The sequence below is a fragment of the Pseudoalteromonas sp. AWH4_217 genome, from assembly GCF_056161105.1.
Genome location: NZ_JBSWYM010000015.1, coordinates 42,556 through 58,199, shown reverse-complemented (window position 1 = coordinate 58,199; position 15,644 = coordinate 42,556). Strand labels below are relative to the sequence as shown.

Annotated in this window: 15 protein-coding genes; 10 read left to right on the top strand and 5 right to left on the bottom strand. The window is 48.6% G+C overall.

Going from position 1 to position 15,644, the window contains the following annotated elements:
* Positions 1 to 64: 64 nt before the first annotated feature.
* Entirely contained in the window at positions 65 to 382 is a 318-nt protein-coding gene (locus tag ACXAH1_RS17840; protein ID WP_253046102.1) for a BolA family protein, read from the bottom strand.
* A gap of 55 nt (positions 383 to 437) precedes the next feature.
* Complete coding sequence (locus tag ACXAH1_RS17835; RefSeq protein ID WP_475198520.1) at positions 438 to 1,040, bottom strand: alpha-ketoglutarate-dependent dioxygenase AlkB family protein; 603 nt, start codon at positions 1,038 to 1,040, stop codon at positions 438 to 440.
* A 78-nt stretch (positions 1,041 to 1,118) separates the two neighbouring features.
* On the opposite strand from ACXAH1_RS17835, the gene ACXAH1_RS17830 reads away from it, so the two are divergent.
* Genes ACXAH1_RS17830 through ACXAH1_RS17815 form a run of 4 tightly spaced genes read left to right on the top strand, consistent with a single transcriptional unit; the run spans position 1,119 to position 4,925 of the window.
* Positions 1,119 to 2,282 carry a methyltransferase gene (locus ACXAH1_RS17830; RefSeq protein ID WP_475198615.1) on the top strand — a complete coding sequence of 388 codons (1,164 nt, stop codon included), beginning with the start codon at positions 1,119 to 1,121 and terminating at the stop codon, positions 2,280 to 2,282.
* Positions 2,283 to 2,284: 2 nt separating this feature from the next.
* A complete protein-coding gene (locus ACXAH1_RS17825) occupies positions 2,285 to 2,848 on the top strand; it encodes a YajG family lipoprotein (protein ID WP_253046100.1) in 564 nt (187 codons plus the stop codon).
* A gap of 36 nt (positions 2,849 to 2,884) precedes the next feature.
* Positions 2,885 to 3,487: a peptidylprolyl isomerase gene (locus ACXAH1_RS17820; protein ID WP_054014657.1), complete on the top strand. Its 603-nt coding sequence runs from the start codon at positions 2,885 to 2,887 to the stop codon at positions 3,485 to 3,487.
* A 55-nt stretch (positions 3,488 to 3,542) separates the two neighbouring features.
* The gene (locus ACXAH1_RS17815) at positions 3,543 to 4,925 is read left to right on the top strand and encodes an AmpG family muropeptide MFS transporter (RefSeq protein WP_475198614.1); all 1,383 of its coding nucleotides are present in this window, start codon (positions 3,543 to 3,545) and stop codon (positions 4,923 to 4,925) included.
* 92 nt (positions 4,926 to 5,017) lie between these two features.
* On the opposite strand, the gene ACXAH1_RS17810 is transcribed toward ACXAH1_RS17815, so the two are convergent.
* Positions 5,018 to 5,263 carry a helix-turn-helix domain-containing protein gene (locus ACXAH1_RS17810; protein ID WP_010382949.1) on the bottom strand — a complete coding sequence of 82 codons (246 nt, stop codon included), beginning with the start codon at positions 5,261 to 5,263 and terminating at the stop codon, positions 5,018 to 5,020.
* Positions 5,264 to 5,602: 339 nt separating this feature from the next.
* Between ACXAH1_RS17810 and ACXAH1_RS17805 the strand changes: the two genes are divergently transcribed.
* On the top strand, positions 5,603 to 5,779 hold the full coding sequence (locus tag ACXAH1_RS17805) for a hypothetical protein (protein WP_164881440.1): 177 nt from the start codon (positions 5,603 to 5,605) through the stop codon (positions 5,777 to 5,779).
* A gap of 156 nt (positions 5,780 to 5,935) precedes the next feature.
* Here ACXAH1_RS17805 and erpA read toward each other — a convergent pair whose 3' ends face one another.
* Positions 5,936 to 6,274 (bottom strand): iron-sulfur cluster insertion protein ErpA, encoded by a 339-nt coding sequence (gene erpA / locus ACXAH1_RS17800; RefSeq protein ID WP_054014597.1) that lies wholly within the window; start codon positions 6,272 to 6,274, stop codon positions 5,936 to 5,938.
* Positions 6,275 to 6,523: 249 nt separating this feature from the next.
* On the opposite strand from erpA, the gene ACXAH1_RS17795 reads away from it, so the two are divergent.
* From ACXAH1_RS17795 to ACXAH1_RS17775, 5 genes are all read left to right on the top strand, one after another.
* The gene (locus ACXAH1_RS17795) at positions 6,524 to 8,206 is read left to right on the top strand and encodes a chloride channel protein (protein WP_475198514.1); all 1,683 of its coding nucleotides are present in this window, start codon (positions 6,524 to 6,526) and stop codon (positions 8,204 to 8,206) included.
* Positions 8,207 to 8,234: 28 nt separating this feature from the next.
* Complete coding sequence (locus ACXAH1_RS17790; protein WP_475198511.1) at positions 8,235 to 8,669, top strand: CopD family protein; 435 nt, start codon at positions 8,235 to 8,237, stop codon at positions 8,667 to 8,669.
* A 173-nt stretch (positions 8,670 to 8,842) separates the two neighbouring features.
* The gene (locus ACXAH1_RS17785; protein WP_475198510.1) at positions 8,843 to 9,859 is read left to right on the top strand and encodes an aspartate carbamoyltransferase; all 1,017 of its coding nucleotides are present in this window, start codon (positions 8,843 to 8,845) and stop codon (positions 9,857 to 9,859) included.
* Between the two features lie 78 nt (positions 9,860 to 9,937).
* Positions 9,938 to 11,224, top strand: a complete 1,287-nt coding sequence (hemL, locus tag ACXAH1_RS17780; RefSeq protein WP_475198507.1) for a glutamate-1-semialdehyde 2,1-aminomutase — start codon at positions 9,938 to 9,940, stop codon at positions 11,222 to 11,224.
* Positions 11,225 to 11,363: 139 nt separating this feature from the next.
* Positions 11,364 to 13,205 (top strand): methyl-accepting chemotaxis protein, encoded by a 1,842-nt coding sequence (locus tag ACXAH1_RS17775; RefSeq protein ID WP_475198506.1) that lies wholly within the window; start codon positions 11,364 to 11,366, stop codon positions 13,203 to 13,205.
* 22 nt (positions 13,206 to 13,227) lie between these two features.
* On the opposite strand, the gene mrcB is transcribed toward ACXAH1_RS17775, so the two are convergent.
* On the bottom strand, positions 13,228 to 15,570 hold the full coding sequence (mrcB, locus tag ACXAH1_RS17770; RefSeq protein WP_475198505.1) for a penicillin-binding protein 1B: 2,343 nt from the start codon (positions 15,568 to 15,570) through the stop codon (positions 13,228 to 13,230).
* Positions 15,571 to 15,644: the final 74 nt, after the last annotated feature.

The following is a 15,644-nucleotide window of genomic DNA, read 5'->3' as shown; positions in this document are numbered from 1 at the left end:
CTACATATTCTGTATTGTGAAAACCGCGTTAGTTTAAATGCAGATCCTGAAAACACAGGTCTGATCACTCGCTGTCGAATTTTGAACCACCCAGGCAGCTCGGTGAATCTGGTACTGCGCCATGCTGCTCGGCATATTCTTCCGGGGTATAAGTGTGGATCGCCAGCGCATGAATGTGATTTGCCAACTCCTCCTTTAATACCTCGTTGATCAAACGATGGCGCTGTAACAGGCGCTGTCCGGCAAACTTGTCGCTGACCACAATCACTTTAAAGTGTGACTCGCTGCCTCGGCTGTGCATATGGCTTTCATTGAGAACATTAAGGTGTTTGCACGCAATGGCATCGGCGAGTTTGCTGTAGATTTGTTGTTGCATTGACATAACTCACTCCCAGTACGGAGAAAATTTAGCGCATACTATACGCATTTATGCGCCATTAACCAACTGTTCTGAACGTCAGGTTGATCCTGCCCTGAGTTACCCGCGCTTGTTTGGGCAGTGCATGCTGATAGTCATGCTGACTGCGGCCCGTCATTAATAGCCCAGAGCCGGTTGGCAGGGGCAGCGTCACCGTCTCATGTGTCTGTATGTGGCGAATTTTAAAAGCGCGTGTTGCGCCCAGTGATAAGGAAAAAATCGTCGGGTTGAGGCCCAGCTCAGCTTCATCATCGCTATGCCAGCCCATGCTGTCTTGACCGTCTCGGTACCAATTAACCAACAGAGCATTAAAGTCCTGCCCATACTCACGCTTCAGGCGGGAACGCATTGCTCTGAGTACATCTGGCCAGGGGGTGTTGTTGAGTTGAGTGCCCGAATATCCGTAAGATACCGACGGGTCGGCAATAAAACACTGGAGCCTGGGAATTGGCGAGGTTCGGCCAAAAAGTGTGATACTGGGCTGCTGCCAGCTCAGTGTTGTCGCCAAATGTTTATACAGCGACAAGCTTTTCTCAAACCCGATACAGGTGGGCAAAAACTCAAAGCCAGGCGGCAATTGCGGCGTTTGCCCGGGCAAACATTCTTTGTTCAGTCTCGACATGCTATATTACGTGTTCTGTTAGTTTTGCCAACACTTTGCAAAGTGTTGGCACCAACCATGAGTGAGATTAGCCCCGTCATGATCACCGACGCTGTACTGGCCGGCACGGCTCTGACCCTGCATCGTTTTCCCCTTGAGCAAAAAAACCGCAGCCTGCAAGCCTGGGATGCGGCCGACGAATACTTGCTGGACCATATTACCACAGCCTACCCGGATGCACGCGACATCCTGATCCTCAATGATGCCTTTGGGGCATTAAGCTGTACGCTGGCAGCACAACTGAAAGATCACTCGCAGTGGCAGATCACACAGGTGAGTGACTCATTCGTGGCCCGGCAGGCAACATGCCATAACCTGGCTGAAAATCAACTGGACTGGATACAGGACGACGCTAGATTCACCCAGCTGGATAGTCTGGCTGACTTGCCAAAGCAGTGCGATCTGATTCTAATAAAGGTGCCAAAAAATGCTGGACTACTGCAACATCAGCTATCCCAGCTTAGCCACCTCGCTCCGGGGATACCCGTTGTAGCAGCAGGTAAAGTCAAAGAAATTCATACTTCTACACTGAAAAGTTTTAGCCACTTTTTGCAAGAGCCGACCACCAGCCTGGCAGTTAAGAAATCTCGCCTGATCTTCTGTGCCACTACAGGCAAACCCGTGGCTGACAAGTTCCCGGTCAGCTGGCCTCTGGAAAACTCGTCCTTCACAATTCACAACCATGCCAATGTGTTTTCCCGGGATTCACTGGATATCGGCGCACGCTTTTTTATGAATTACCTGCCGGCGGGTAAGAAGCCATTGCGGGTAATCGATTTGGGCTGTGGTAACGGCGTGATCGGACTGCAAACTCTGGCACGTATGCCAAATGCCCAGGTAACTTTTGTAGATGAGTCTGCCATGGCGGTGGCCAGTGCCAAAGAGAACGTCAGTTTTAATTTGCCAGACAGGCTGGCAGATTGTCAGTTTACTCAAAATGACTGCCTCAGTGACTTTGCACCCAATACCGCAGATTTGGTGTTATGTAATCCCCCCTTTCATCAGGCACAAGCTATCACCGACCACATCGCCTGGCAGATGTTTTTGCAGGCCAAGCATACCCTGAGAAATGGCGGCGAGCTGAGGATCATTGGCAATCGTCACCTTGATTACCTTGATAAGTTGCAGCGCCTGTTCGGGAATTGTAAGGTGATAGGCAATAATAAAAAGTTTACGGTACTCAGTTCTATTAAAAGGAGCTAATCATGCGTTTAGCATTTTCTGCAACTCTCTTCGGTGCAGCAATCACACTACTGGCCGGATGTAGTAGTGCCCCAAAATCTGTGATCCTCAATCCCAGTTATCAGGGCGGTAATATAAGCCAGCTATCCAATACAATGGCAATTAAGGTTGTCGACAACCGTACCACTAAATTTACCATTAAAGTGCTGGAACAAGAGCCCGCTGTTTATCTGCCAAATGCGGATTTGCCAGTCACTTTAACCAAGCTGCTTTCTCAGGCTCTGGAAGCCAACGGCGTGACGCTGGCACAACACAGTGACACTCAGCTGACACTGCGTATTCGTACCTTTGTCGCCAAGGTTGATGAATCTCTCAGTCGTCACGAAAGCACGGCAAATGCTGATTTTGTTGTCGAAGTAATCAAAGGACAGCGAACCTTTTCAAAATCCTTCAATGGCGAAGCGCAATTCAGTAAACCGCTGAAACATGACCAGTCTCAAGTTGAGGGACAGTTAAACCGCCTCGCCGAGCAGGTGATCACCCGCATGTTGTCAGACAAAGAATTGATCAACTTTTTACAACAATAAAAAGGTCTAGCTATGCTTCGTACCCTTATTCTGTTCATGTTGGCATTGGTGAGCTGTTTCTCATTTGCAAACAATAAAGAAGGACGTTTCGTCCAAAAAGACAACCTTTTTCCTAAAGTTCAGATCAACACCTCTTTGGGTAAAGTGATCGTCGAACTCGACCGCTCCCGTGCCCCAATCACGGTTAATAACTTTCTGACCTATGTGATCAACGGAGATTACAAAGGTTCTGTTTTTCACCGCGTTGAGCGGGATGACGCGAACGAGCGGGATTTTGTTATCCAGGGTGGTGGCTATGATAAAGACTATGATGGCATGTTTGAGCGTCCGGCTATTTTTAACGAAAGTGGCAATGGCCTGAAGAACAATATGTACACCATAGCAATGGCCTATCAGGACAATAAACCACACTCAGGTACGCGCCAGTTTTTCTTTAACATGGATGACAACGACCACCTTAACCCAGGCCGCGGATGGGGTTTTGCGGTATTTGGCAGCGTATCAGATGGCTTTGACACACTGGACAAAATTATGCAGGTCGAAACTGACTACAATAAAAAGTTGGGTTACACCTTTATCCCCAAAGTGCCCGTGATCATCCACAGCATTGAAATGCTGCCGGAAGAGACCTTCGAATAACCACTTACCCTGTATCGCTCACCACAAGGCGGGCGATACAATGTTGGAAAACACTATGATCATTTCATCCAGCCTGCGTGACTATGCCAGTTACTATCGGGATAAGCGCTTGCTCACCGTATTTGCATTTGGGGTTAGCCAGGGCTTTCCCTGGGTGCTCATTGGTTCAGTGATGTCTGCCTGGCTCAAAGATGAAGGCCTGAGCCGCAGTATGATAGGCTTGTTTGGTATCGTTTTCAGTGCTTACACGATCAACTTTTTATGGTCCCCTCTGTTGGACCGGGTTCGCTTGCCCTTACTGACCCAGTGGCTGGGACAAAGACGCAGCTGGATAGCCGCCGGGCAATTGATTGTTGCGCTGTCAGCACTGGCGTTAAGTCAGGTCGACCTCAAAGCGGATCTTTATCAGGCTGCATTATTGTGTTTCATTATTGCTCTGAGTGCGGCTACCCATGATATTGCAATAGACGCTTATCGGATCGACATCCTTCCCCCAGAGGAAAGTGAAAAATCTACCGCCGCGGCAGCCATGGCGACGTCAGGGTGGTGGAGTGGGTACGCCCTGCTTGGTGCTATTCCGTTTTTTGCAGCGGATCTGCCTGGAATCAGTTGGGCCGACATCTACGCATTACTGGCCATGATCATGGTGGCTTTGTTTTTCATTACGCTGATGGCGCGAGAACCTCATTCCCACCGTGAGCACACCCAACAACAGCTACAAGCACAATACCAGTCGAAACTGGCCGGGCTGGCTCACAGCAGGCTGCAACGCATGCTCGCGTGGCTTGCCGTCACACTGGTAGAGCCGTTTCGCAGTTTCTTCAATCGCAATGGCGTAAAAGCGGCTTTGGCATTGCTGGCATTCATCTTTTTGTTCAAGATCGGCGAAGCCTTCTTGGCCCGTATGTCTATCGTTTTCTACAAAGAAATTGGTTTTACTAACAGTCAGATAGCTCAATATTCAAAGCTCGGTACCGGTCTTATCACAATTATTTTTGCGTTTTTGGGCAGTATCTTTAACCACAAATATGGCATCGTAAAAGGGCTGTTTATCAGTGGTGTTGCAATGGCCGCATCCAACCTGATGTTCTCCTGGATTGCCATTGCGGGACCAAAGGAGCATTTATATGCCCTTGCAATCGTGATCGATGGCTTTACTCAGGCCTGGTCACTGGTGGCCATGGTGGCATTCATTTCAATGCTCTGCGACCGCGCTTTCAGCGCAACCCATTACGCCCTGCTGGCATCACTGGGGAGCCTGGGAAGAACGGTGCTATCCAGTTACAGTGGTGTCGTTATTGATGATTGGTTAGGTGGCAATTGGGCAGTGTTTTTCGCGCTGACAGCTTTGATGGTTGTACCGTCTCTGATCTTCTTGTATGCCATTCGTCATAAGCTCTACGAGATTGAGCGAAACTATCATAGTCAGGGTAAGTAATGGCGGAATAAATGACTGGTGTGTCAGGTCCATTTTAAGAGGATAGAGGTGCAGCTCCTTGCACCTGCACACATACTGGCGATGCCAGTCGTTTACATCTGCTCTTCTTTGATAAGAGCCAGACCTTCATATGGGTCGACTTCCAGCGCTTCACAGTAACGCAGAAACTCAATCACGTCTAAACGACGTTCCTGATTTTCAATTTTGCCAATGAAAGAATGCGGTGTACCTAACACCTGAGCCAAACTGCGCATTGTATGACCTTTCTCGTGACGTTTTGATTTCAGCCACTTAGTCAACTTACTGTTTTCTTCAGAAGAAACCGTTTTCCCCATCATAATAAAACATCTCCTACTCGATGATTAATTAATACCGCCATACGAAATTTGCCCGTCTCGACTGGCGGCTTGTTATATAGCAAGTCAGGTAAACAAATCATGAAATACCGATTTACGCTGGCTTGTTCCTATGTACCAAATTAGGTATAGACGATCTTTTCTCTAACACCTAATTAAATTTTCAACTTTCTTACCTAAAATAGAGAGGTAAGATTACTGTGACACTTTAACAAAAATTTTATAACTTGTACCAGTATACGAAATAATTTATTTTTTCTTTAAAAAATAGTGGTTTAGAGCTAGTCTGTAACAAAATAACAAATTTTAGGAGAATTTTTGATGATCCGGCTCATATTTTTGCTACCCATTTTGCTGTGTGTGGGTTGGTATTACTTTTTGCGCGTCAACGGCGTTCCGCTCAAACAAGGTAAACGCGGATTCATCTATATTCTCGCTTTTTCCACTTTGGTGTTGGGATTCTTTGTACTTATGATGCATCTTACCAACCCAGGCTAGAAAGACTGCTCTGACTTCCCACAGACGATCAACACAGTACCTTATACTGTACCAGAACTCAGGGACAAAGAATGGTAGCTGTTTGTCTAATAGAGAAACAAAAAAGCCATGCGAGTGCATGGCCAGGGTGTTCAAAAACGCCAATTTAGCGTCGTTTTATACGCTGAAGCTCGCGCCGCAACCACAAGTCGTCGTTGCATTAGGATTACTGACAAAGAAACGCGCGCCTTCAAGGCCCTCGGTGTAATCTACTTCACCATCAACCAAGTATTGAATACTCATAGGGTCCACAACCATAGACACCCCATTTTTCTCGATTTCTAAATCACCTGGATTGGTTTTTTCATCAAAAGTAAAACCATACTGAAACCCAGAACATCCACCACCAGTCACATACACTCGCAGCTTGAGGTTAGGGTTTTCTTCCTCAGAGATAAGCTCTTTCACGCGATTTGCCGCCGCGTCGGAAAATTTAATCGGTATCTGATCAGACATGTGTATTCGACCCCTGTACATTTAATAGCGGAATTATCTAATACCTGACTATTTTAATCAAGTATAGAGTCACCTTCGCTATGTGCCGGTTTAAGCGCTAAACTCCTACTCAAGTACTCTGTTGCCTGATTTACTTAATTACAAGGACTTAGAATATTTGATACACTTATCAGATGCATTAAAGGTACTCAATGCAGCACTAAGGCACTAGGCTGCTCACAACTAAGACTCTCTACAGGCCAATATTGTATGTCGCTCGATAATTTACGCCGTCGCTTAGCGAAACCAAAAACGTCCATTCAGCTTTGCTTGCTGGGAATTGGCGCAGGCTTGATTGCTGCAGTCTTGATCATCTTATTTCGTCTGACCATCTTATTGGTGCAAAGCGTATTTTTAGATAGTCCGGATGATTTCACCACATTGCCAGAGCACCAGCGCATTTTACTGCCTGTTGGTGCCGCTTTGCTGATCGCTTTGTTTGCCAGCTTGACGGGCTTTAAGCATTACCGCCTTGGTATCCCGTTTGTTATCTATCGCATCAAACAGCACTACGGAAAAATGCCAATCTGGAATTCGGTCAACCAATTTTTTGGTGGTGCCGTCGCGCTCATCAGTGGTTTTTCCGTTGGCCGAGAAGGCCCGTCCGTGCACATGGGTGCCACCGGTGCCAGCATTCTGGCTGAGCGTCTGCACCTCCCCATGAATGCAGCCCGTACACTCGCCGGATGTGGTGTTGCAGCCGGCATCGCTGCATCATTTAATACACCTCTGGCTGCGGTGATTTTCGTTATGGAAGTGGTACTGAGGGAATATAAGATCCATATTTTTGTGCCTATTATGCTTGCCGCTGTCACTGGCGCACTGGCCACACAATATGTGTTTGGCCATGATCTGGAATTGTCATTGATCAGCGTTTCAACACTCTCGTTCTGGCACTATCCATTTCTCATTTTATGCGGTTTTGTGCTTGGAGCCATCGCCTTTGCATTTAACCAAAACCTGATGCTCATCATAAAAACGTTTAAGCCCATCAGTATGTTTCCCCGTCTGATGCTTGCAGGGTTACTGGCCGGCCTGATCGGCTTTCTGGTACCAGAAGCCATGGGTTCGGGAATGAGCGCCATTAAGATCGCAGTCGAAACCCCCGGCGAACTTCAATTACTCACCACAATTTTGATTGCTAAATTACTTGCCACTATTTTTGCCATTGGGCTTGGGATCCCAGGTGGTATCATCGGCCCGGTGATTGGTTTAGGCGTGTTAATTGGCACCCTGATGGCGTATTTCGCTCAGTATATTTCACCGGATGTCAGTATTGCTGGTACTTATGGCGTACTGGGTATGGCAGGCCTGCTGGCGGCCACTTTACATGCGCCTTTGGCTGCCTTAACTGCGGTCATGGAACTGACTTCCAGTCCACAGATTGTGGTGCCAGCCATGATAGTGATTTCCTGTGCCTATGTCACCGCACTGCAGGTATTTGGTAACCGCTCAATCTTCTTGCAACAGCTTGATTTCCAGGGGTTGCCCTATCAGGTTTCTCCCGCCAAAGAGGCCCTGCAAAAGGTGGGGATCATGGAAGAAATGGAAGAAGGCTTCAAGCTCCTCTATTCAGATGATAAGGATCAGATAAGAGAAACTCTGTCAGCCATCGACAGTCAGACGCCTCTGATAGTGCACGACGAGGAGCATGGTTATCGACTCGCGGAATATGACCTTAGTTTGATTTCAGAGCAGAGCATGACTATCACCTATATTGAGCTTCAAGGTCTGAGTACACAAGCCACACTCGCCGACGCATTCGACATTCTTAAAGACAAGCGATCCGGCGCAGTATACGTGTATAATCAAAAGAATAACGAACAAATTATGGGCTTGCTAAGGTGGGATCAGATCCGCCATATTCTCACTACGAGAAACAGCTTGCTGTAATTGCATCTAAAGACAACCAAGGGGTTTTATGACGACAATACTTGTGTACAAAGCGCTGCACATCTTTTTTATGGTTGCCTGGTTTGCCGGGATTTTCTACCTGCCCAGGCTATTTGTTTACCATGCTATGACTGACGAAAAGCCCTGCTCGGCAATGCTTAAAATCATGGAGCGTCGTCTGCTCTATTTTGTCACCCCGTTTGCCATTCTCACTGCAGTCTTTGGCATTTTGCTGATCGCCAGTTACGGGCGCGAATGGTTCCGCGCTAACCTTTGGCTACATTATAAATTGGTACCGGTGATCATGCTGTATCTCTATCATGCCTATTGTTTCAAACTCCTGGCAGACTTTAAGCACGATCGAAATCAGCGCAGCGATCGCTTCTATCGTATTTTTAACGAATTCCCGGTTGTTTTGCTGCTGATCATTGTGATGCTCGCTATCTTGAAACCGGTTTTCTGATATCACAGTATGGCGGCGAGTCAGCCGTCATTTTCCACGCCCAAAAAACCACAATTGTGCTATTATGTCGCTCCAGTTACCCAACGCAGCGTGTGCTTTATGCCCCTGCTTTGCGAGCTCGGTTAGGAGTGCTCCCCGCCTCCTGTTGTCAATCTGTGATTAGGAATCGCCGCATGTTAAGTTTCCAAGGTGAAAACATCCTCTCCGTCAACGAACTCGACAGAGATGCCATTGAGCTGATTTTCAGTGTTGCTAAGAAAATGGAACCCTACGCTAAGAAGCACAAACGTACCAACGTATTAGAAGGTGCTGTATTAGCCAACCTGTTTTTTGAACCCAGTACCCGAACGCGTGTCAGTTTCGGAACCGCCTTTAATTTGCTAGGTGGTACGGTCCGCGAAACCACAGGTATGCAAAGTTCCGCTTTAGCCAAAGGCGAATCCCTGTATGACACAGCCCGAGTCATCTCGGCCTATGCAGATGCAGTGGCGATGCGCCACCCGGATGCGGGATCAGTGGCAGAATTTGCCACGGGTTCTGACGTGCCAGTGATCAATGGTGGTGATGGTCCGAACGAGCACCCCACTCAGGCCTTGCTGGACCTGCTGACGATTGAACGTGAACTGGGGCGATTTGAGCGGGGCATTGACGGCATGCACATCGCTTTGGTTGGCGACCTTAAATATGGCCGAACAGTCCACTCCCTTTCTAAATTACTGTGTCACTACAAAAACGTGCGCTTTTCCATGGTTGCCCCGGACGGGTTGCAGATGCCAGATTATATTCTTGATGCGGTCAGCAATGCTGGCCATCAAGTTGAGCTGGTATCTCAGATGGAAGGTAATCTGGCTGCAGATATCGTCTATCAGACACGTATTCAGGAAGAGCGTTTCCCGTCACAGGAAGAAGCCAATAAATACCGTGGTGGCTTTCGCATCAGTCAGGCGATTTATGACGCGCATTGTAAGCCGGAGTCGGTACTGATGCACCCGCTGCCGCGCGACAGCCGCGGGGATGCCAACGAGCTGGATAATGATTTAAACAATAACGATAACCTGGCTATCTTCCGTCAGGTTCAAAACGGCGTGTTGATCCGCATGGCGCTGTTTGCATTGACACTGGGCGTTGCCGACAAGGTTGAGCAGTATGAAGTGGATGTGCCCTGGTTCAGCCGCAAGCGCGACAGCTAAGTTGTTACACTCGTTTTCATGATTTGAGGTATTTGGTAAAAACACCAGATACCTTATGCACATAACAAAGGACACATTATGACAATCAGTCAAGATCTCTTCTCTCGTGCCCAGGAATCTATCCCGGGTGGCGTTAATTCACCCGTTCGTGCGTTTAACGGCGTGGGTGGCACGCCGCTGTTTATCAATAAGGCTGAAGGCCCGCATACCTTTGATGCCGATGGCAAACGTTATATCGACTATGTTGGCTCCTGGGGACCTATGATCCTGGGCCACAACCACCCTCAAATTAAACAGGCGGTGCTGGATGCCGTTGAAAATGGCCTGAGCTATGGCGCTCCGACAGAAAGCGAAATTCTAATGGCTGAAAAAGTCAAAGCGCTTGTTCCGTCAATTGACAAGGTACGTATGGTCAGCTCAGGTACAGAAGCGACGATGAGTGCCATCCGTCTGGCTCGCGGTTATACCGGCAGAGATAAAATTTTGAAGTTCGAAGGTTGCTATCATGGTCATGCGGATTCTCTGCTGGTTAAAGCAGGGTCAGGCGCGCTGACAATGGGCGTCCCTAACTCTCCGGGGATCCCCGCTGATTTCGCCAAACATACACTCACGGTATCGTTCAACAATATCGACGAAGTGAAAGCCATCTTTGCACAATACCCGGATCAAATCGCCTGTATCATTGTTGAACCTGTGGCAGGCAATATGAACTGTATTCCTCCGGTCGAAGGCTTTCTGGAAGGTCTGCGTGAGATCTGTGATACCCATCAATCTGTCCTGATCTTCGATGAGGTCATGACAGGCTTTAGGGTTGCACTGGGCGGTGCTCAGGCCTATTACAATATCGAGCCGGATCTGACTTGTTTGGGTAAAGTGATCGGCGGAGGTATGCCAGTGGGTGCCTTTGGTGGTAAGCGTGAAATCATGGATTACATTGCCCCTGTAGGCCCAGTCTATCAGGCTGGTACGCTATCCGGTAATCCGATTGCCATGGCCGCTGGTCTGAAAGCCCTTGAGCTGCTGTCTGAGCCCGGGCTGCACGATACGCTTGAGACCAAAAGCAAGCAACTTTGTGACGGTTTCAAGCGTGCTGCAGATGCAGCGGGTATTGCACTAACCACCAACTATGCTGGCGGTATGTTTGGCTTCTTCTTCACAGAGGCTGCACGTGTTGATACCTATCAGCAGGCGACTGAATGCGACCTAGAGCGTTTCAAGCGCTTTTTCCACCTGATGTTGGAAGAAGGTGTCTATCTGGCACCCTCCGCGTTCGAAGCCGGGTTTGTCAGCACTATGCACAGCGACGAAGATATTACTGAAACTATCAGAGCTGCAGAACGCGCTTTTGCGAAGCTTGCCGGCTGATCAATCCGTATAGCTCACCTATCTAAAAAGCCCCTTTTGGGGCTTTTTTTATGGCTGACAGTAAAAACTTTCGATGCTTTGAACTATTCTTTGCTTATTCTCGGTCTCCTAACAGTGACTTATAAGCAAAGATAACATTATGACAGGACTCAGATCAGCCGCCAGCCCAGCCATCGCTTTTATGGCACAGCTAAAATACAAAACTAAAATCAGCCTGGTATTTGGTATTCTCTTGGTACCACTCAGTCTGAGCTTGTTTTTTCTGAACTCGACCCTGACCCAGTCTATTCAGGTCAGTCAACAACAGCGTGCCGGGCTCCAATTTTATCCTCCTATTTTGGAAAACCTACTCAACCAGCAAGCCCAGCGTAATGCTCAGGTGCTGGCACGCAGTCCTTTTGCCACCGGTCTAAAGCCAGGTAATGAACTGGAACACCTGTCAATCACATCTAAGCTCGCCATAGACAATGATCTCAGCCGCTCTTACCTCAATCGCTCTTTGGTCGAATCCCTGCCAAACGTGATAGCCCAGGTGAACAATATTGCCCAGCAGGCTACTGATATCATTGGTCGAGGCCGTTTTACGCCAGATTCTTTTATCGCACTGTCTAACCTAAACAAAGTCCTGCCACTGGTGAAAGCGCAGATGAACGACAAACTGGGTGTGGCAACGGCGCATAACAAACAAGTGAATAAACGTCTCAAAGACAAAATTTCAGCGCTGAATCGCTCACTTGATAACTACCATAGAGCCATCAAAGATAAACTGCTTGAGCCCGATGACATTGAGCTGACCAACAGTGTATTTAACAGCGCGCACCGTGATGTGCTGACCCATCTCAGTGGTCTGATCAACGAAGCAACGCCGACATTGAAAACACTACTCGATACCAAACTGACGAGCGAACGCAGGATCCGTAATCTGGTGGCGCTGGCCTCTGTGCTCAGCCTGCTATTAGCACTTTATCTTATGCTCGGTTTCTATTTTGCTGTGGTAGATACCATTGCGGAGTTTTCAGCGTCAGCACAACACGCTTCCGGGGGTAATTTAACAGTCAGAGCGGTCCCTCGGGGCAAAGATGAGCTTTGCGAAATCTTGCGCCAGTATAATGCCGTGCTGGATGCCTTTGTCCACTTGCTGGGGAATGTCAGAACCACATCAACCGACTTATACGGCGCGACAGATAAGCTCAGTCAGATCAGCCAGGACACCAGAGAAGACGTGGCACAGCAACAAGCTAAAATCCAGACAGTTCACCAGGCACTCAGTGAAATGGCCAATGCTGCGGATGCCGTTGAAAACTCAGCTCATCATGCCACAGAGCTGGCCGCCACTGCCGCGCAGCAGGTCAAGCAGGGCAGTGAAAATACCACCCGGCTGGCAGAGCACATGACGGTATTACAACAAGAATTCGAAGAAAGTCGTATTGCGCTGGATAAACTGGCCCAGGATAGTCAGGACATCAGTAAGGTTAGCCTGGGGATCAGTGAAATTGCGGAGCAAACCAATCTGCTCGCACTAAACGCTGCCATAGAAGCGGCACGGGCAGGAGAACAAGGGCGCGGATTCGCCGTTGTGGCAGACGAAGTACGTACTCTGGCGCAGAGAACTCAACAACAGACTGAAGAAATCCACTCAATCATTCATTCATTACAACAAGCCTCGAATGATACGCAAAAGAAAATGCTCAGCAGTGTCGAAAAAATGGAGCAAGGTGTCAGTGCAGCGAATGAGACAAACCAGGTACTCAGTGCCGCCGAACAAAGTATGGCCGATATTGATCAGCAGGGTCATGTGATCAGCGATCAGGTAAAACGCCAGGCTGTTGCAACCCAACAGGCACTTGCAGAGTCAAGTGAAATAAGCCACCTTGCTGACCACACCCTGAGTTCCGCAGAGGCCACAAAAAGCGATGCTCAGAAACTCAGTAATATGGCGGCCACGTTAAAACAGCTGATCGCTAAGTTCAAAACCGAGTAACAGATGAAAATCAGTCTTAGGGTTAACCACACCCGGGGCGTGGGTTAAATTCCTCAATACGTATGGGTAACTGGATAGTTGGACCACAATGTGGTGCCGCTTGCTCTCCGGTTTGCTCATTGATGAACGCCCAGCGTATTCCCTGAGGACGCTGATCCGCTATCGCCTGCGGGTTCAGGGGTTTTAAATAGCGAATGTAGAGTTCCAGCGCCCCTCGGCCCCCAGTCAGTTTTGCAGGTTTATTGTCGTCACGGCCGACCCAGGTCACCGTCACTGTGTTGTGATCGAACCCCGCAAACCAGCTGTCTCTCAACTCATTGCTTGTTCCCGTTTTACCGGCCAGCTGAACAGACGGAAAGTGCTGATTCAGGCGCTTTGCGGTGCCGCTTTTTGTTACTCTTTTAAGTCCATAACGCGTCATATACATGGCTTCCTGAGAAAAGCGAGGTTGCGGGGCAACGTGATGCTGATACAAACGCTTGCCCGTGGTGTTGGTAATGGCAGAGATACTCGTGAGTGAGGCATACTGACCATTGGCGGCCAGTGTCGTGTACATCTGTGCGACATCAAAGCTCGACAATTCAACAGCGCCCAGCAACATAGAAGGGTAAAGAGGAACATCACTGTCTATTCCCAACTGTTGCATAGTCTGGGCAACCGAATCAACGCCCACATCCAGACCCAGGTTCACGGCAGGGATGTTAATACTTTCACTAAATGCACGATACAGCTGCACGGCTCCCCGGAATTTGTGGTCAAAGTTTTCCGGTTGCCAGGTTTTGCCAGCTGCATTGGTGACTTGCAGCGGAGCATCTTCAAGCAAAGTGCCCAAATTATACTGGGGTTGTTCCAGCGCTGACAGGTAAATAGCTGGCTTTACCAGAGATCCCACATTACGGCGGGTATCCAGTACCCGGTTAAACCCGGAGTATCGTAGCTGACGCCCGGCGACCAGTGCAGAAACACCACTTTTTTCAATGTTCACCGAAACCATGCCCACTTCCAGTTGCGCCGTCGAAAAACGTCGCTCAAGATAGGGTAACCCCTCACTGATGGCATCTTCCATGGCCGTCTGTTTTTGTAGGTCGAAGTAAGTAAATACCCGGATCCCGGCGTTCACCACGTTTTCATCAGGTAAGAGGCGTTGTAATTCACGATTGACCAACTCCAGGTATCCCGGGTAGGTTTGCATCAGGCTTTCTTTTAATGGCTGTATACTAATGGGCCGCTCCAGCGCCTGGCGGTATTCATTCGTGGTGATCAGGCCATTCTCAGCCATCAACCTGAGGACCAGATCGCGTCGCTCCATCGTGCGCTCCGGATAACGGCGTGGGTTGTAATACGAAGGGCCTTTCACCATAGCAACCAGCATGGCAATCTGATCAAACTCAAGTTCATCGACCGGCTTTGCAAAATAGAACTCGGCAGCCAGACCCATTCCATGCACTCCCTGATTGTAAGCCTGACCCAGGTAGACTTCGTTGAGATAAGCTTCCAGGATCTCATCTTTGCTGTAACGGAAATCTAAAATAAGGGCGATAAAGGCCTCATTGACTTTGCGCAGCAAAGAGCGCTCTCGGGTCAGATAAAAGTTCTTTGCCAGTTGCTGGGTCAGGGTACTGCCTCCCTGCACAGTGCGTCCGGCACGAATATTATGGTAGAGGGCACGCATGATTGACCAAACGGATACCCCATGGTGGTCATAGAACGCCCTGTCTTCAACAACCAGCAAGGTATCTTTGAGAATATCCGGTATTTTCGCCAGTGGCACAAACTCTCTGTCCTGACGGCTTTCATTACCTATCCGGGCAATTTGCACAGGCTCCAGCCTTGCCGCCTGAATTCGTCTGCCCTGCTCATTAACTATGCTGGCAAGCTTTTTCCCGGCAAAGTTCAGCGTGAATATACGGGCCTGTTCAACCCCGTCATGGAACTCAAAAGTACGGCGATAAACGGTGATGGTGCGCCCCTGAACCACGAACTGCCCCGTGTGTCTAATACGATTAACACGTGAATAATTCAGCCGCTCCAGCTCCCAAATCACCTCCTGCTCAGCCAGGTACTGATCCGGATAAAACGACATCGCCCTGGCGTATACCTGTACTGGCAGTTGCCATTTATTGCCTTCAAATTGACGACTGACTTTGGCATCGAGATAAACCACATAACCGGCAACGGCAAACGCCATGGCCAGACTCAGCTTCCAGCACAACGACCACAGCGTACTCAGGACCCGACGACGAAATGCACTCAAACGGTGCTTTACTGTCATTGCAGACTTAGCTGTCTTTTTTTTGCCTGATTTGGCAGGTGTTTTACGCGGGGACTTGCGGGGTTTGCCTGGTGCTTTTTTATTGTCTGCCATTGCCCATAGAATGCTTTCTGAGAGTTAATGGATGCTAGATTATCTCAGATTAACTTCCGCTTAAACCAAAAAGC